General features: G+C 43.5%; 19 protein-coding genes. 7 read left to right on the top strand and 12 right to left on the bottom strand.

Annotation, left to right across the window (positions count from 1 at the left end; genetic code table 11):
- Window positions 1-12: 12 nt before the first annotated feature.
- Together phnA and WH95_RS17200 are read right to left on the bottom strand one after the other, a co-directional pair.
- Complete coding sequence (gene phnA, locus WH95_RS17195) at window positions 13-1,263, bottom strand: phosphonoacetate hydrolase (protein ID WP_046509577.1); 1,251 nt, start codon at window positions 1,261-1,263, stop codon at window positions 13-15.
- 49 nt (window positions 1,264-1,312) lie between these two features.
- Complete coding sequence (locus tag WH95_RS17200) at window positions 1,313-2,467, bottom strand: 2-aminoethylphosphonate--pyruvate transaminase (RefSeq protein WP_046509578.1); 1,155 nt, start codon at window positions 2,465-2,467, stop codon at window positions 1,313-1,315.
- 190 nt (window positions 2,468-2,657) lie between these two features.
- On the opposite strand from WH95_RS17200, the gene WH95_RS17205 reads away from it, so the two are divergent.
- From WH95_RS17205 to WH95_RS17225, 5 genes are all read left to right on the top strand, one after another.
- A complete protein-coding gene (locus tag WH95_RS17205; protein ID WP_046509579.1) occupies window positions 2,658-3,536 on the top strand; it encodes a LysR substrate-binding domain-containing protein in 879 nt (292 codons plus the stop codon).
- 96 nt (window positions 3,537-3,632) lie between these two features.
- Window positions 3,633-4,421: a substrate-binding periplasmic protein gene (locus WH95_RS17210; RefSeq protein WP_046509580.1), complete on the top strand. Its 789-nt coding sequence runs from the start codon at window positions 3,633-3,635 to the stop codon at window positions 4,419-4,421.
- A 212-nt stretch (window positions 4,422-4,633) separates the two neighbouring features.
- Window positions 4,634-4,924, top strand: coding sequence for a chorismate mutase (locus tag WH95_RS17215; RefSeq protein WP_046509581.1), 291 nt, complete (start codon window positions 4,634-4,636; stop codon window positions 4,922-4,924).
- Between the two features lie 201 nt (window positions 4,925-5,125).
- Window positions 5,126-5,809: a cytochrome c oxidase subunit 3 family protein gene (locus WH95_RS17220; RefSeq protein WP_082114216.1), complete on the top strand. Its 684-nt coding sequence runs from the start codon at window positions 5,126-5,128 to the stop codon at window positions 5,807-5,809.
- 3 nt (window positions 5,810-5,812) lie between these two features.
- Entirely contained in the window at window positions 5,813-6,124 is a 312-nt protein-coding gene (locus WH95_RS17225; RefSeq protein WP_046509582.1) for a cytochrome C oxidase subunit IV family protein, read from the top strand.
- A gap of 83 nt (window positions 6,125-6,207) precedes the next feature.
- Here the strand turns inward: WH95_RS17225 and WH95_RS17230 are convergent, their stop codons facing one another.
- From WH95_RS17230 to WH95_RS17270, 9 genes are all read right to left on the bottom strand, one after another.
- A complete protein-coding gene (locus WH95_RS17230) occupies window positions 6,208-6,609 on the bottom strand; it encodes a YchJ family protein (protein ID WP_046509583.1) in 402 nt (133 codons plus the stop codon).
- A gap of 20 nt (window positions 6,610-6,629) precedes the next feature.
- Window positions 6,630-7,154 (bottom strand): tellurite resistance TerB family protein, encoded by a 525-nt coding sequence (locus tag WH95_RS17235; RefSeq protein WP_046509584.1) that lies wholly within the window; start codon window positions 7,152-7,154, stop codon window positions 6,630-6,632.
- Window positions 7,155-7,302: 148 nt separating this feature from the next.
- On the bottom strand, window positions 7,303-7,650 hold the full coding sequence (locus WH95_RS17240) for a nuclear transport factor 2 family protein (protein WP_046509585.1): 348 nt from the start codon (window positions 7,648-7,650) through the stop codon (window positions 7,303-7,305).
- A gap of 100 nt (window positions 7,651-7,750) precedes the next feature.
- Entirely contained in the window at window positions 7,751-9,454 is a 1,704-nt protein-coding gene (locus WH95_RS17245) for a putative 2-aminoethylphosphonate ABC transporter permease subunit (RefSeq protein ID WP_046509586.1), read from the bottom strand.
- 1 nt (window position 9,455) lies between these two features.
- On the bottom strand, window positions 9,456-10,577 hold the full coding sequence (locus WH95_RS17250) for a putative 2-aminoethylphosphonate ABC transporter ATP-binding protein (RefSeq protein WP_046509603.1): 1,122 nt from the start codon (window positions 10,575-10,577) through the stop codon (window positions 9,456-9,458).
- Window positions 10,578-10,892: 315 nt separating this feature from the next.
- The gene (locus tag WH95_RS17255) at window positions 10,893-11,930 is read right to left on the bottom strand and encodes a putative 2-aminoethylphosphonate ABC transporter substrate-binding protein (protein WP_046509587.1); all 1,038 of its coding nucleotides are present in this window, start codon (window positions 11,928-11,930) and stop codon (window positions 10,893-10,895) included.
- 235 nt (window positions 11,931-12,165) lie between these two features.
- Complete coding sequence (locus tag WH95_RS17260) at window positions 12,166-13,854, bottom strand: Na/Pi cotransporter family protein (RefSeq protein WP_046509588.1); 1,689 nt, start codon at window positions 13,852-13,854, stop codon at window positions 12,166-12,168.
- A 503-nt stretch (window positions 13,855-14,357) separates the two neighbouring features.
- The gene (locus tag WH95_RS17265) at window positions 14,358-15,173 is read right to left on the bottom strand and encodes an LOG family protein (RefSeq protein ID WP_046509589.1); all 816 of its coding nucleotides are present in this window, start codon (window positions 15,171-15,173) and stop codon (window positions 14,358-14,360) included.
- A gap of 152 nt (window positions 15,174-15,325) precedes the next feature.
- A complete protein-coding gene (locus WH95_RS17270; protein ID WP_162199397.1) occupies window positions 15,326-15,808 on the bottom strand; it encodes a hypothetical protein in 483 nt (160 codons plus the stop codon).
- 303 nt (window positions 15,809-16,111) lie between these two features.
- On the opposite strand from WH95_RS17270, the gene WH95_RS17275 reads away from it, so the two are divergent.
- Together WH95_RS17275 and WH95_RS17280 are read left to right on the top strand one after the other, a co-directional pair.
- Window positions 16,112-16,471 (top strand): hypothetical protein, encoded by a 360-nt coding sequence (locus WH95_RS17275; RefSeq protein ID WP_046509591.1) that lies wholly within the window; start codon window positions 16,112-16,114, stop codon window positions 16,469-16,471.
- Window positions 16,472-16,581: 110 nt separating this feature from the next.
- Window positions 16,582-17,220 carry a ribbon-helix-helix domain-containing protein gene (locus WH95_RS17280; RefSeq protein ID WP_046509592.1) on the top strand — a complete coding sequence of 213 codons (639 nt, stop codon included), beginning with the start codon at window positions 16,582-16,584 and terminating at the stop codon, window positions 17,218-17,220.
- Between the two features lie 69 nt (window positions 17,221-17,289).
- Here the strand turns inward: WH95_RS17280 and WH95_RS17285 are convergent, their stop codons facing one another.
- The gene (locus WH95_RS17285) at window positions 17,290-17,646 is read right to left on the bottom strand and encodes a hypothetical protein (RefSeq protein ID WP_046509593.1); all 357 of its coding nucleotides are present in this window, start codon (window positions 17,644-17,646) and stop codon (window positions 17,290-17,292) included.
- Window positions 17,647-17,848: the final 202 nt, after the last annotated feature.

The raw sequence follows: 17,848 nt of genomic DNA on the forward strand, positions 1-17,848 counted from the left end.
ATTTAAGGCCAATTACTCAGCGTAGTTTACAGAGCAATAGAACGCGTCAAAATTACGAAGACGCATATCTGAAGGAATACCCGGCATTGGGCGGTTACTGATAAACGGTACTTTTTGTTCGGTGATACCACCGTGTGTCCGCAATGGACGATCCAGTGCAGAGAGATCGTGACGTTCTTCAGAAGTCCCCAAAGCCAGATGACGTTCGGAAATAATGATAATGTCACCCATGCGATCTTCCGGTAGCTCCAGCATAGCGCAACCAGCAGGACCAGATATGGCCAGTTCGACACCGTCAACATCAGACAGACGCTTGATGGCTTCGTCGACGCTCTGCCCTTTTGGCAAATACGCCGTCGCAAAGGAACCAAGTGCACCATGGTGCACAACATATGGATCAGTAATAGGCAGAATTACACGGGCTTCCCCCTTGCCATACCATCCGTCAAACAGATCCTGAAGGTACAGAACATTCGGCTTGCCGTCTGCATCATGTTTCGGGTTCATACCGTGGTCAGCTGTGAGAGTCAGAACAGCGCCCAACTCATCAAGCTGTGCCCAGTATTTATCCATCATTTCATAGAACGCCAAGGCACCTTCTTCTTCAGGGGCGTATTTGTGCTGAATAAAATCAGTCGTAGAAAGATACATAATCTCTGGACGCACAGTCTCCAACAACTTGACGCCAGCGGCAAAAACAAACTCTGACAGATCAGCGCTGTATACAGAAGGAACAGGCATTCCAACAAAATCATTAACGTTCTCAATGCCATTATCTGCCATATTGGCTAGGTCAGACTTTTCCGCAGAGAAACAAATCGCATTGCCTTTGCTGTAATCCAGGCCATGCCCAAGAAGCAAGCGAAGCTTGTCTTTTGCCGTTACAACCGCAACCTTGGCACCAGCATCCTGATAAGAAGAGAAGATTGTCTTTGCACGATAATAACTTGGTGCATTCATCAATTCTTCTTCACCAGTTTCCTGATTGTAAAAGTAGTTACCACAAATACCGTGATAGCGCGGCGGACAGCCACTTACGATAGAAAGGTTATTCGGGTTGGTGAAAGATGGAACAACAGATTCTGCGATACGATTTGTATTTACACCGCTATCAAGCAGGCTTTTCAGCCATGGCATACGCCCGGCCTTCATCGCAACTTCCATATAATCCGGTTCGCTGCCATCAACGCAGACCACCACTACAGGGCGATCAGATCTTTTATATAAACGGCCATTGGCCTGAACGAGTTTACCAGTACTCATAGGGTATCTCCCACTATAACAAATGCCCAATCAGGGAACGAATATCAAATCAGGCAGCAGCCGGTGCGCAGTTTTCCACGCCCATTTCACTTAATGTTTCCTTGATAACAACCAATGCATCGCGAATGTCATCATTGCCCATGCGACCAATACAACCAACACGGAACGAGTCCGCAACAGTCAATTTGCCCGGATAGATTAAATACCCGCGTTCAGCAAGACGATCGTAAAAATTCTGGAAGTCAAATTTTGGATCTGTCGGCTTATGGAAGGTCACGATAATCGGTGCCTGAAGATGGTCGGGCAAAAGAGTTTCAAAGCCCAATGCACGCATCCCATCAACAAGAATTTTGCAATTGGACGCATAACGACCACCGCGTCCGTCAACTCCGCCTTCGGCTTCGTATTCACGGATCGCCTGTTCAAAAGCAACAATACAATGTGTTGGCGGCGTAAAACGCCATTGATCGGTTTTTTCCATCTGCACCCATTGATCATAGAGATCCAGGACCAGTGAAGGGGCATTCCCTTTGGACTTTTCCAAAGCAGTCCGGCGAATGAGCACAAATCCCATTCCGGGAACACCTTCCAGACACTTGTTTGAAGACGCAGCAACCGCATCATATCTGATCTTGGACGCATCAACGGGAAGTGCACCAAAAGCAGACATTGAATCAATCAAAAGAGAGCGCCCGTGTTTTTCAACAACTTCTGCAACACCCGCAATCGGATTAAGAACACCCGATGTTGTCTCGCAATGGATAACAGCGACATGCGTTACTGCTTTATCTTCATTCAGACGAGCATCCAGATCGGAGATACTTACAGGCTGATCTTCAGGATATTCCATAACATCATGCGCACGCCCATAGTAACTACAGATCTTTGCCATACGATGGCCATAAGCACCATTAACAAGAATAAGCAGCTTCCCGTCCTGAGGGACAAGCGTCCCCAACATAGCTTCTACCGAGAAAGTCCCGCTGCCCTGTAAAGGAACACAGACAAAATCGTCCTGTCCATTAATTATGCTCAAGAGACTACTGCGAACGCGTCGGTTGATTTCGATAAACTTCTTATCGCGGGAACCGAAATCATGAAGCATTGCTTCCTTGGTAGCAACAGAAGTAGTCAAGGGACCTGGTGTTAAAAGCCAGGGATCACCAGACGGGGAAGCAGCAACTGCAGATGTCTTATCAGACATTTGGGATCTCCTCATTTGATCCGAGAACAAAAGCGATGGTTTAATATCCAATCACCCGATTAATTTCTGCTGTTCATCCACTTAGTTCGATATGTTTTACTTTAAGTGTTTTGAACGTCTTGCTCTATATGCATCGAATCTCTATCATAAATCAAATCGATACTTTTTATATTACAAATTGGTTTTACCTATGAATCATGCTCAAATCCGCGCATTTCATGCTGTTGCCAGCGAAGGAAGCTTCACCAAAGCTGCCGATGTGCTTAACGTCACCCAACCTACCCTTTCCGGTCAGGTCGCAGCGCTTGAGGAAATTTACGGCGTAAAGCTGTTTGAACGCCGGGGTCGTGGTATTGAAATAACCGAAATTGGTCGCCGCCTTCACGCAGTGACACTTAGACAGTTTGCCGTCGAACTCGAGGCAGAACAGGTTCTGCTTTCTGCCCGCGGGCTCATGTCTGGTCAGCTTCGTGTTGCAGCAGATGCCCCCTATCATGTTGTGCCGCTACTTGCGACGTTCAGCCGATTGTATCCCGGGATTAACTTCTCAATGAGCTTCGGAAACTCACAACAGGTCTTGCAAGGGCTGTTCGAGCGAAAATCCGATGTCGTCGTGATGCCAAATATTCACGAAGATAGACGCTTGCATGCCGCCCCATTAAAACGAGAACCCTTAATTGTATTTGTTGATCGCAACCATCCCTGGTCTGCGAGACGCAGTATCAGTATTACCGAGCTTCCCCATCATCGTATTATTTTGCGAGAAAAAGGATCTGTAACCCGTAAAATCTTTGAGACAGCTCTTGAAAGTGCGGGTGTAAAATTGACCGATGTTCTTGAAATAGGAAGTCGGGAAGCCGTCAGAGAAGCCGTTGCTTCGGGCCTTGGGATCGGCGTGGTTTTTGAAAGTGAATTCGGCAATGATACCCGTCTGCACGGTTTAACGGTCAGGGATGTTCAACTAGAGGGCCTTGAATATGTTGCCTGTCTTAAAGATCAAAAGGACTCTCCCGTAATACGCGCCTTTTTTGATCAAATTCAGAGCTCGACAGCCACTAATCTAACCTAAAATATTTGATGGTAAAATTATATTAACCAATCCCGGAGCCTCTTTATGGTATAGTTGGCACAACCTTTTCCTATTCACACATAGAGAGGCCAAGCGATGCTCATCAGAATATGCGTTATATTTCTAGCTCTTGTCGGTTTCTCTATCGTTAATTTCACCACTTCCTCTCAGGCAAACGCGTCAGATAGTTGCACCTCGTTCAGCGGCAATGGCATTAACAATTGGTATCCTTTTGTCTATCGAAAAGATACCGGAGAGCTAACAGGTATCGTTGTTGATGGCACCCGGGAAGCACTGAAAAGGATCGGCCTTAAACTTACCATTGATCACGACAAGCCGTGGAAACGTATTCTCTATGATCTGGAACAAGGGAATGTGGATATGGTTCTGGGGGCATATTGGAACAGTGAGCGCGCCGAAAAATATCTCTATTCTGAACCGCTGGGTACTGACGAATTAAGAGTATTTGTTAAAAAAGAAAACCAGTTTTCATTTTCTACTCCACAAGACTTAATTGGACGCTCTGGAATGAGATTACTCGGCGGATCACTTGGTGACGATTTTGATACCTTTGCAAAGAATTATTTGGATTTCATAGAGGTCCCAAAAAGTGACAGTATGGTTGTGATGCTCCAGAACAATCGAGCCGATTACGGCATACTTGGCTACATCGAAGGTTTACAACATACCTATGCTTTAGACTTGGAAGAAACCATTGTGCCGCTGGCGATGCCAGTATTATCAAACTCAATGCATGTGATGATTAACAAGGATGCGAAGTGTGCCGATCGCGTAGACGGCATGAACAGGGCTATTCGGGAAATGAAAGATGATGGCACCTTACAAAAAATTATTGACGACCATCTAAGGCTTATTAAACAATAATAAACCCCAGTTAAAGGCAACGCCGAGCTAAAACCTTCGAATAATTCACCCAAGAAAATCTATGCTGTCTGCGTATTCTAATTTACTCGTCGTGCCTGCACATCTATAAGATTGCTTATTAAATACTTTGATTGTTCTTTGCATTGATTAGATCACAATAGTTAGCAAAGACATTCTTGAATTGTTATCGCCAGATTGAAGGTACAGCACGCATGACAGATGATATTAAAGCAAAGCTTGGTGAATATCGGGATAGTATCGACAATATTGATGCTGCTTTAATTTATATGTTATCCGAACGCTTTAAAATTACAGAAAAGGTTGGTCTGTTCAAAAAAGAGTACGACTTGCCCCCTGCTGACCCTTCCAGAGAACAGAAACAAATTGAACGCCTGCGCGAGCTGGCAAAGTCAGCCAAGCTAGACCCTGATTTTTCAGAGAAGTTTATCAACTTTGTTATTGAAGAAGTTATTCGTAACCATAAAAAAATTCGCAAAGGATAATCGTTGTTCACCACACTGATTTTTTTTATGACTCATCAAATTTCAGAGCGGTAGAGACTTGTCTCTGCACCCGCCATCATCTTTTCAGTTCTAATATTCTTCTAAATCCAGCCTCTACTTGAGGCATTATGTCTTATTGCCAATTCTGGTTCATCGCGAAAGGATCAAAACATCCTATGAAACGAGAACCCGGGCAACCCCATGCGTGCGCCAGATAAAGATAGCGACTTCTATGAGGCATATTTAGAGGAAATTGCGGCTGCGGAAAAAACGAATAGTAAAAAGAAACTTGCTTCAGATAATTCCGATCAAACTAATGGCCCAGCACTAAAAAGCCACAGTGCTTGGGGACCTTTGGATTCACTTCCTGGGAACCCAATGATGTGGATACTGATCATCAGTGAGCTTATGGTCTTTGGCCTTTTGCTTGGCGGGTACTGTATAAAATTTTTAGAAACCCCGGACATCTTTATCAATTCTCAGGCCCAACTGAATCGTCTTATCGGCGGCCTCAATACCCTTATTCTTATCACCAGCGGCCTATTCGCAGCTCTCGCCACCGAGACAAGTAAGAGCCAAAAAACCTTTTTACCTCGCCTTTGCCTATCAATTACTGCCGCCCTGGGACTTCTTTTTCTGATATTGAAAATATACGAATACAGTGAAAAGGCAGCGGTGGGAATTTCAATAGAAACCAATAGCTTCTATACCCTGTTTTATCTTATGACAGGCTTTCACGCCGCCCATGTAATATTTGGCTTATTCCTTCTTGGATTAGTCAGCTTCTATAACCGGTACGAAAATATTCAAACAGCCTGTGCCTTTTGGCATATGGTAGATCTGATTTGGCTGATCCTATACCCAATTCTCTATCTGGTGAGGTAATCCATGACCAAAATAGCTTATAAAAAAATGTCCCCGGTATTTCGTTTTTTAGTTACCTGGGCACTGATGTTTGGATTAACAATAATCAGCATGTTCAGCGGCGATGCCTTTCAAGAACAAGAGATAACGGCACCTATCGGTCTTATTTCTGTCGCCATACTCATGTTAGCAACACTCTTCAAATGCCGGCTACTTTTGTTTGATTTTCTGGAACTCCGTCATGCAGAACCACAATGGAGACGCGGATTCTTCTTTGCGATCATCATTATCACTGGAATGGTTTTAGTGACCTATGCTTTAGCATTTGGTCTCTAGGTGCCCTGCATTATTACCTCAAAAAAACGAGCATTCCCGCAAACGTGCACGGCCAGAATTTGGGTACACCATAAACCAGCCGACTAATTAAATAAGGCCTTAACGTAATACCACCGCCGCCCCTTTTTTCGAAACAGGCTTTTTTCCCGTTGTTCATCAGCAACGCCGTTCACAACTGACCGCGCAACAAATTCAACAGACCCCTCTTTATCGGTTGATTGACCTTTATGGGTCTCAATAATCTCGAGGCCAAGCCATCGACTATCTTGCGCCCTGAGTAACGTAGCAATTTCGTTAAAAGATTTTTGATACTGTGGCCACAAAGTCGTTTTCAGATAATTCACATCTTGTTTGACATAAGCAGTATAACGAGATCGCATTAATTGTTCTGCGGTTTGCGGAAAAGCCAAACCAGAATGAAAACTGCCGCAGCAAGCATCATAGAAAACCCCTGATCCGCAAGGGCAAGTTGCATCCTTAGCCATAAATGATAAGCCCTGTGGCCTTATGCTAACTGGCGACTTAATTGACTGAGCCCGTGTTCTTGCGCTTCACTCATTTGTCCCCCTTCAATCGTAGAAATGTAGGTAACCATAGTAAGAAGCTGTTTTTTTTCTTCAACGTCCAAAGCCCGTCTTAAAACACGGCTCAATCGTCTTATAGCTTCATCAACATTGGCAGTTTGTTCCATCAACCAACGACTTTGCCCTGTAATTTCGACCGCCTCTTCTTCGGATGTGTTGAACACCCGCTTACATTCATCTTTGATCGCAACCAATTGTTCTCTTGTATAGTCCCCATCCATACGAGCAAACGCAGCCAAGATAGTCGCCGCGGCCACTCTGTTATCTTCAACATTTTCCAGCGGGTTTGCTTTGGTTTTACGGCTATGGCTATAACGCCGAGCCGCTGCCCTGATATCATCAACAGCTTCAACAACGTCCCTTGCTGCTTCCGCAGTCGAGCGAACACGCCAGATAAAAAAGGCAATTCCGCCCAGAACAGCTACTACACCCAATAAAATATGCATAGTTTATATCCGAACCCCCATGATCGTAGATTAAACTATTCCAACCTGTAACTTATCACCTTTCTTTTAATATAGGGTTACCGCATAACACAAGAACGATTAAATCACATTTGACTTAAAACCATGAGATGTACATCTATCGTCAAACTTATTTACTGGAAGCTCTTTCAAAACGAACTTTCTTTATAACCCCATGCTCCATTTCGTAAATTGCCATTACATGAAGGACATCATCCCCAAGACCTGTGACCTCTTCTTCATCAATAACAACACGTCCCACTGCTATACGGTTGAGTAATTTTGCATGTAAATCCGGGTGCGAAAACCGATCCGCATAAGCTTCTCGAAAAGCAGTCATTCCCTGCATCAGCTGGTCACCTTCGACTAACAGTTCAACTTCTACATCATCACTAAAACAGGAACAGAAAAGGTCAAGGTCGTGATTGTTGTACGCATCAAGCTGTTTTTCAGCAAGTTGAACGGCCGAAAGTGTCATTACAAATTTCCTTTATGTGAATGAGATAAGACATACAAAAAGGGACAGATACAATCTGTCCCTTTCGTATTAAATACTGATTATCAATCACCAGCAAGCGTTAGCGCTGTCGCCAGGCTTGCGTTTTCTTTTCCATATACTTAGATACAACAGCATGCAGAATACGCGCACCTGCATTGGTATAGAAAATCATCATTCCCATAGCTGCAGCCGGGGCAATATCACCCGCATCGTCCATATTAAGAACAGCAACAGATGCTAGCTGTGTGTGATAGGAGTAGATAAATACCACCGCCGATACTGTTGTCATAGCGTTCACAAAAAGATAGATCGCAATTTCCAAAATAGCGGGCGAACAGACTGGTACCGTCACCTTCAGAAACATTTTATAAAAAGGCTGCTGAAGAGATTGAGACACTGATTCAAATTCTTTATCCATCTGCTTCAAAGCTGTCATCGCCGTCAAATGCGCCACTGTATAAAAGTGCGTCACTGTGGAAACGACAAGAATTGCCATGGTGCCATAGATAAAGTTGAACGGGTTATCCGGATTGTTAAAGAAGAAAATATAGGACAAACCCAAAACCATCCCCGGTACTGCCATTGGCATCATCGCGAGGAACTGGAACATTGTCCGTCCCTGTTGGAAGCCGCGCCCCTTTTCCACCATGTATGCCCCGGTGAATACAACAATGGTACCTACCGCTGCTGTCCAAAGAGCCATCTTGATGGAATTATAATAGGAATCCCATCCACCACCATCCATCAGATCAAAGTTATAGTGCTGTAATCCAAGAGTAAGGTTGTAGGGCCAGAACTTCACCAAAGCAGCAAATTGGCAAGTCGCTAGAATTGTGACAATGATCAGTACAATCAAGCCGGAATAGCTCATCATAAGTCTATCAAACTTTTTGTTCGGCTTGGGTTCATAGGGAACCGCACGTGCTGACAACTGGGCAACCTGTTTTTTCTGCACCTGTCGATCAATAAAAAAGGCAAAGACGGCCGGTATCAAAAGAACCACGGAAACCACTGCCCCCATGGAAAAATTTTGCTGTCCAATAACCTGTTTATAAATATCAACAGCAAGAACATTGTACTGGCCACCAATCACCTTGGGCACACCAAAGTCAGTAATAACCAAAGTAAAGACAACAAAGGCCGCAGATATCAAACCATACCGGGCACTGGGAAGAGTAACAGTCCAAAAAATCTTCCATTTTGGTGCGCGCAAAACTGTTGCCGCTTCATAAAGACGCGCATCTGAAATAGATAAAGCAGTCATTATAATCAACAGTGCATGTGGAAAGGTAAAAAAGACCTCGGCAATCACAATGCCCAAAGGCCCATAGATTGACTCTCCAAACAAAAGCCACTTCATATAGCCCTGTTTACCAAACATGTAGATGAGCCCGATCCCCGGTAATAAAGAGGGTACCAGAATGGGAATCATCGCCATGATCTTGAAAAACCCTTTGAACTTCATACAGGAACGGGTCAGGGCGTAGGCATAGATGAAAGCCAGCGTAACCGTAATTACCATAGTGATGATTGAAATCGTCACTGAGTTTTCAATTGAATTGAAAAGCGCTGGCGTCGAGAAGTACTTTATATAGTTCTCAAGACCGATGAAAACGCCGTCTTTATTTTCAAAAGACTTAGAAAGCATCGTATAGAGCGGAAAGGCCAATGCGATTAACAGATAGGCCCCGATCATCACCATAAAGGCGCGCATGGTCCAATCATCACGGCTTGCCTTTGGTTTAACCATTTTCAATGGCGTAGAACTTGTTATCTCCGCCATATCAATTTACTCCGGGAAATACCGTTAAGCGATCTTTAGGGATAGAAACAGTAATTGTATCACCTTCTTTTACCCCGGTACGCCGAACCATATTAATAGAGAAATCACCTTTGATATGGGCTTCACTGTTTGCCTGTTTACTCAACAGATCAACGCGGAAGAAAGACCCCATAAACTCCATGTATTTCACTTCAGCTTCAAATGCATTCGGTAGCTTATCATCTCCCTCTTGAACCAGAAGATTCTCGGGCCGGAATGCGACTGTTATATCGCCGCGCTCTGTAATGTTCTCTGGGTCACATTTAAGTTCAACAGAACCCATTTGAAGAACATCACTTCCCTTTACCTGACCTGGAACAAAATTCATGGTACCGATGAAATCAGCAACAAAGGCAGACGCAGGATGGCGATAGATTTCAAGCGGTGTTCCCACCTGCTCAATAACGCCGTCGTTCATTACAACAATACGATCCGCCATTGTCAGGGCTTCTTCCTGATCGTGCGTCACCATAATTGTTGTCACACCAAGTGTACGTTGCAATTCTTTGATCTCGTGACGAAGATGCGCGCGGACCTTGGCATCCAGAGCAGACAAAGGCTCATCAAGTAAAAGCAAACCTGGATTGGTCGCAATGGCTCTGGCTAGCGCAATACGTTGCTGCTGCCCACCAGATAGCTGTGCCGGATATTTATCTGCTTGTGATTTGAGACCAACAAGATCAAGAAGTTCATTAACTCGATTATCAATATCGGCTTTTGCTTGTTTCCTGTTTTCCAGACCATATGCAATATTTTTGCGGATCGTCAGGTTTGGAAATAATGCATAGGATTGAAATACAATACCAAAGTCCCGTTCGCTAGGCGGTAAAGATGACACATCATTCCCTGCCTGCGTTACAGTTCCAAAGGTTTGAATATCCAAGCCAGCAATGGCCCGTAACAGCGTTGTTTTCCCACATCCAGATGGGCCCAGAAAACAAACGAATTCACCTTCGAAGATTTCCAATGAAATATCGGATAACGCCGTAAAGTTACCGAATTGTTTTGTTAAATTAGATGTTGTTAAATAGGGCTTTTGCCCATTCCCTGTCTCGACCTGGATATCAGCAGTATTTGCGCTCATTGCCATTCCTCTCAAGCGGCAAAACGGCACAGTTTACCCTGTGCTCTTTTGCAACAGCTTAATTGCATCAGTATCGATAATTCCGTTGCATCTCATTGGATAACGTTCAGGTTGATATGTTGGACCTGTCGCACCAAAAAACGTCACAATTATCGTAATATTTTATTATCACTGATGATTTTTATTAACTGTAAATCATTGTGCGAGTTTCCAACAAAATATTACAAACTCAAAACACGTATTTGACTTTTGATATCCCGCCCCTTGGCAAACCAAAGAGCGGGATCATCATCTTAGTTTATGATCTCAATCTGATTAGTTCTTCGGCTCAGATTTTGAATCATAACGGTTCGTCCACTCTGCAAGGATCGCATCGCGATTATTTGCGGACCACTCGAAGTCCATCGCAATCATGCTGTCAGTGATGTTCTCAGGATAGTTTTCAATTGGCTTGGAAACGCCTGGCATCGCAACAACAGCATACCCCTGATTGTAGTGCTCCATAGCTGGTTTGGATACGATGAAGTCCATCAGCTTTTTAGCAGCATCCAGTTTCTTGGTGCCTTTAACAATAGCCGCGGCTTCCATTTCCCAACCAACACCTTCGGATGGCATCACAATTTCCAATGGTGCACCTTGGCTTTTGGATTTTGCGGCCCGGAAAGCAAAAGAGATACCGATCGGCACTTCACCAGCTGCAGCCTGTTTACAAGGCTTGGAACCAGAGTGTGTATAGTGGCTGATGTTTTCATGAAGATCGTCCATAAACGCCCAACCATCTTCCTCACCGAACATCTGAAGCCAGCTGGCAACATCCAGGAAACCAGTACCGGATGATCCTGGGTTTGGCATCGCAATATGGCCTTTGTACTCAGGCTTCGTCAGATCAGCCCAGGATGTAGGCATTGGCAGATTGTTGGCTTCTGCTTCATATGTGTTTACGCAAACAGCAGCAACCCATGCGTCCATACCAGCCCAAACAGGATTGTCCGAGTTATCGCGGAAACGACTATCCAGCTTCTCAACACCTGCAGGCGCATAAGTTTCAAACATATCTTCTTTTTTCATCAAAAGAAGGCTGGAACCTGCGAGTCCCCAAACAGCATCAGCTTGTGGATTATCTTTTTCAGCTAAAAGCTTAGCAGTAACAACACCAGTAGAATCGCGTACCCAGTTAATCGTAATGTCAGGGTGCACTTCGTTAAACGCAGCTGCATAACGTTTCAGATCTTCCGCTTCTACTGCAGTATAAACAGTCAAATCTTCAGCAGATACACTCCCAGTCAGAAAGCCAATAGCGGCCAAAGTAGTGGCTACGCCACCCAGCAGTTTTTTTGAAAATGCTTTTTTCATTACTTTCTTGCTCCTCAATGTGATCGTCAAAGGGCTCTTCCCTTCAACATCCCTATTCGGTTTTATGTACCGTGCCGTCTATAGCGGCACTTTGTTACACTTTTGCTAAGCCTTTGTTACCCAAAAACTTTTACTTGAACATCCGTCCAAACTTAATTCCCCAAAGAGGAACTAAGGCTCTTTCAAACCAAGGAATTCCTGCCAATAGCTCCCTCAGTTCACCGGCTATGCCGGATTAGGTATTCGCCTTTGCCGGGCGTCCCTCGGAATGAGGTCGCACGCGAAGACGACTTTCACGTAATTCACCACTTGCATCCAGAATTGGGTACGCAACTGATGTCAGATGTGAATTTATACGTTTTAAATCTCTAATCATGTCGATATGCAGAGCCGAAGATTCAATTGATTCAATGCGGCCTTCCCGTAATCGGTCAAGATGCTTGTCCCCACCACGTTGTTCCATATTTCTGAACTTTTCTTTGCCCGCAATAAGCTGCCTCGCGATATCAACATCACCAGATACAAATACCGTCATGGCCAATTGCATTTGATCTAGGGCCATACGGTGCAATTCGACCAACTCGGTCCACCCTTGTTCAGAAAATTCAATTCTTTTCTTGATCTTGGTATTTGCAATTTCAAGCAAGTTTTTGTCGATAATATCCCCGATGTGTTCAAGGTTGGTCGTGAACGAAATCAGCTCGACACATCTGGCGCTTGTATCTTCATCCAACTCACTTACACTGACCTGAGTAAGATATAATTTAATCGCTTCGTGGAGTTCATCGACTTGATCGTCTGCTTTACTGACTTCTTGAAGCAATGTCGGATCATTTGTTTCAAAAACACTAATGCTTTTGCGTAACATCTCTTCGACAATATCTGCCAAACGAAGAACCTCGCGCGTCGCACACGCAACAGCCACGGTTGGCGTATTGATAACACTTTCATCCAAATATTTTGGTTTTAGGTCATCTTCTGTGCCCATTCCTTCTGGCAATGCACGCTCCATCAAACGAGACATCACCCCGACAAAAGGCAAGAAAACAATCGCAAGGCCGATATTAAATATAGTATGGAAGTTTGCGACCTGGCGACCAACATCCGCACCGCTTAATTCGGCAACATACGGCGTAACAATTTCCATCATGGGCAATAAAATAAGGACGCCCGCAAATCGGAAAAGCATATTCCCCATCGGAATGCGTCGTGCTGTTGGTGTTTCAGACATCGTCAAGGCCATAGGCACAATCCCGGCACCGACATTTGTCCCCAAAACGAGAACCAGCGCGAGATCCGCCGACACAACCCCGGCAACACTCAATGACATGATTAACAAGACCATTGCCACCGACGAATGAGTAATCCAGGTAATTAAAGCAGCCAAGATAACGGCAAATAAAGGTGCTTCTGATAAAGCAGATAAAATATTTTGTAGTACCACGCTATCACGCATAGGTTCGGAAGCAGCAACGACCAGCTTTAGAGAAAGCAACATTAAACCAAGACCAATAAATACGCGCCCCAAATGTCGAAGCGTCATTGTCGGTCTGGTCGTAAAACAAACAAAACCTAACAGGATTAATACAGGGGATAGCCAGGAGATATCCAATGAAAGTATCTGAACAACTAGCGTAGAACCAACATCTGCTCCTAACATCACAGCCAGCGCAGGACCAATAGCAATCAAGCCCTTCCCGGCGAAAGCAACTGCAAGCAAAGCTGTTGCTGTTGAGCTTTGCAGGATACCGGCCATACCTATACCCATACCAAATGAGGAGAGCGTGTTTTTGGTTGCCGATCCCAAGAAACGGCGAAGCTGACTGCCATAGGCACGCAACACCCCTGTGCGTACCATTCTTGTCGCCCACAATAAAAGAGCAACACCACCAGCTATTTTTAACAAAAGGTCAAAACCAGACACGCTTATACTTACCTCATTTAATGATTTTTTGGTTACAGAATACCAACAGAGAATAATCTAGAACCACATCGAACCGTGGTAGTTTATTCCGGAATTAGCATTTGTATCTTCAAGCTCCTCCTGTAGACAAGGTTAATTTCACAAAAGTGTCATATTACAGAAATAATTTTATAACCAAACAATGTGGCATTAACAACCAAATAACAACACAACTACGTCAATATGCAGCATTTTTCTAACATTAGCGCACTTATGATTGAATTAAATGCAGCATTCACATCAAAATCAAAGCGTTATTATTATAGTGGACCGACAAACAACATACATCAAATCGATATTACAAATGATTTTCATAGACACTACCTATGATAAGATTGTCATTGATTGAGAGGGCACCAGAAATAGTAAAATCAACCCGAGAGAATCTTATTATACAGCACAAAAAAGTCCCCCTCTTACGAAGGGGACCTCTGTAAACTTTAAGACTAGACTATACATCGAAATTAAAGCATAGGCCCTGGTGTTTCCAAGGCATGCTCCAATAACCCTTTGGTAACATACTCAAATGCCTCATCTTTAGAATCCGTAACCAAATAAAGATCGAGGTCTTCCTCACTGATTGTCCCAAACTCGCAAAGGGCTTCGAAATTCACCACCTTGTTCCAATAATCTGATCCAAAAAGAACAATTGGCATCTTTTTCTTGATTTTCTGCGTCTGAATAAGAGTGAGCAACTCGCAAAACTCATCAAGTGTTCCAAACCCCCCGGGCATCACAAGGACAGCTTTGGCCAGATAAATAAACCAAAATTTACGCATAAAGAAGTAATGAAATTCCAAAGCTAATTCCCGAGTAATATAGGGATTTTCGCTTTGCTCAAAAGGCAATGAAATATTCAATCCAACATTAATACCCTTGCCTTCTGACGCCCCTCTGTTAGCAGCCTCCATAATACCCGGGCCGCCCCCTGTACACACGACGAAACGACGCTCATCGTTTGTTAAGGTCTTAGACCACTCGGTAAAACGTCGCGCCAAGTCCCTTGTCTCTTCGTAATATCGAGAAACCTTCATCATCTGCTCGGCTTTTCGCACGCCTTTTCCCGTGCGCTTAGCTTCGGCCATAGCTGCAACAGCGTCTTCTTCTGATTTAATTCGGGCAGACCCAAAGAAAACAATAGTGTCTTCGACATTAAGCTTTTCAAATCGATTTTGCGGACCAAAATACTCTGAAAGAATTCTTAATGGCCGAGCATCACCAGAGTCCATAAAATCATCGTCGTGATAAAACTTGGGAATATCATATGGCTTATCTTCCATGTACTACCTTTCAAATATCATTCTATAAATATCTTCTCATAAATACATGAGAACAAAGTCATTTTTATAAAAACAACATCACCATTTTATAGATCAGCTTATTAAGCAAAATTTAAACTATGGATAATTGTGAAAAATTATCAGGACAAAACCTAGTACTGATCCTTTTTCCATGCTTCGTGAAGTTTACGGCCAACCTTTCTCAAGGCGTTATTTACTTGCACCTGATGACTTTCACTTACTGAGCTATATAACCCACCGGCACGCCATACTTCTACGCGACCCGAAAGCTCTTGCTGCGTTGCCGGATTAAAATAACGCGTATTTGCATATAGGGTTACTTCGACATTACTAACACAGTTGGTTGTATCAAAAATTACCGTAGTTACCCGCGTGTGGAGCCAATACGACGAAGAATTGCTTAGCCGAATATCACCTTCGGGGATGCCACCGAGTAATGCGCGCTCAAATGCCTCTCTACTCAGGCCGCACTGCTTACTATAGTGCCCTAAGGGAGAAATATTTAATTTAATGTCCTGAACCCCCGTTAACGGCCTTGCATTGGCAGACAAAGAAAAACCAATCATCACGAGACTCAAGGCACAAACGACCTTATTTAAAAACTTCATCATCATGCTCCCCTTTACAATTGATACAACACCCAAACATAACACACCTCTGTGTTTGCATAGATAGTACCCTGATAACTATTGATATAAATATGTCCCTAACAAGGCCAAAACCAAAACAAGTCGCCTTTACCTTATCAAAAGCTGTTATATTATTGTTAGGCAAAGTATTTTCTAACAACAAGACAATTACTTACCTGTCATTAACCATTTATAGCTACCTTTAGGGCACAAGCCTTATGTATAAGGAAGCTATCAATTTAGAAATTAAATGAGGGTCGTGATCATCACTCGCCCGCTGGAGAATTTATGCCCTACGTATCACGGTCAAACGATGGAAAAATTACTGGTATTCATCAGGAAGAAACAAGTACAGCAAATGAGTTTTTAGAAGCTAATAACCCTGAACTTGTTACCTTTCTTACACAAATGGGACAACAGCAAGACGGAAAAGAAGGCGAAATTCATCAAGAACTCGCAGCATCTGACCTTGAAATGATCCGTGTGTTGGAAGACTTGATTACCACACTGATTGATAAACGCGTACTCATGATGACTGACCTACCAAAAGCGGCACAGAGAAAACTGTCTCAGCGCTATTCTCTGAGAAGCAAATTAACCGATCTCGGTGGAATTGTTGGGCATAATGATGACATCATGCTCCCGTAATCTTTTTTCGCCAGTTTATGTAGATAATAAACTATAATAGCTGACGATATTACATTTATCGTCCCTGTTATTGCGGACAAAGACTCTGGTTTTATGTAAACAAAGGGAACATGCCAAAACCAATCCTTCCCGTAAACTTTGCAGACCAAGCCCCAAAAGCGAGGATCGTGCAATACAATAAAAAGCGCTATTCAATCAGATTAGAGCCCGTTTTTTGGCGCGCCCTCGAAGCTGTCGCAAAGGACCACGAACTAAAAGTGGGCAAGTTTATTGGTAAACTGGAAACCATTTACGAGGGACCAAATTTTTCATCCTTTCTAAGAGTCTTCTGCATGATTTCTGCCGAACGAAATCTGGCATCGGCCGAAGTAGATACACACAAAGACACCCTCATATCGATTATTAATGCCAGCCCCAGCCCTGCAGCACTGATTGCTCAGGATATGACCATAATATCCAGTAACAATGCCTTTTACAGCTGGCTGGGTGAAAACAAACACGCTCTGGAAGGAACAACCCTCAACAAACTATTTCAAATAAGAACAAAGGGATTGCTCAAAGACAGCTTAAACGACCTCTTATCTCTTCAGATCAACCATATCGATGCCAGAATAATTAGGATGATCCCAGGTAAAGTCATAACTGCACAGGCAAGAATGGTCCGTGCCAGCTTGTTTAATCATAAGAAGCAATATCTTGTAATTTGGATTGCCAGCGCCCCAAGAGTGGCAGCGCCCAAATCAGCATAGTATATGACCATTGCAGCTAACGCCGGTCAGTATTTTTGCTAACCCGTATAAACCTAGTTAAGAATAATATTACATACCAGTTTGGATTGTAATTTCGCCTTCACTATAGAGCGTAAGGCCACTTGCAAAGCTATATACGTTAAGGCCTGTAACATCGACACCAGAAGCAGTTACATGAGAACTTGCAACGCCACTCGATACCAACAACTCTCCGGCCTCAAGAAGAATCTCATTACATTCACCTGCGAACAAAACGACAGCACCGGATTCATCTGGCAAAAGATCATCTAGGTGAAGCGAGACGATATCGACTTTATCATCAAAAGAAGTTTCAAAAGTAGAATAGAAAAAATCATCAGAAACCAAAGGCCCCTGATTTTTTTTCACGGCACCAACAGCCGTATCATCTTTTATGTTGGCACTCATTTCTACTCGCAAGCTTAACTTATAATAATTTCACATACATTTATTGCTATATATAGCATTCTTTGTAAATAACAACTCTCATTTTAACACACATAACAATAAATCAAATAATACTTTCAGCAATCACCACTTCAAAGTACGAAACTGGCAAACAAAAGTTATCTCAAAACAATAAAAAAGCAGCGGTGTTAATTGTCAAGCA

This window comes from Kiloniella litopenaei, assembly GCF_000982415.1.
Taxonomy (GTDB): domain Bacteria; phylum Pseudomonadota; class Alphaproteobacteria; order Kiloniellales; family Kiloniellaceae; genus Kiloniella; species Kiloniella litopenaei.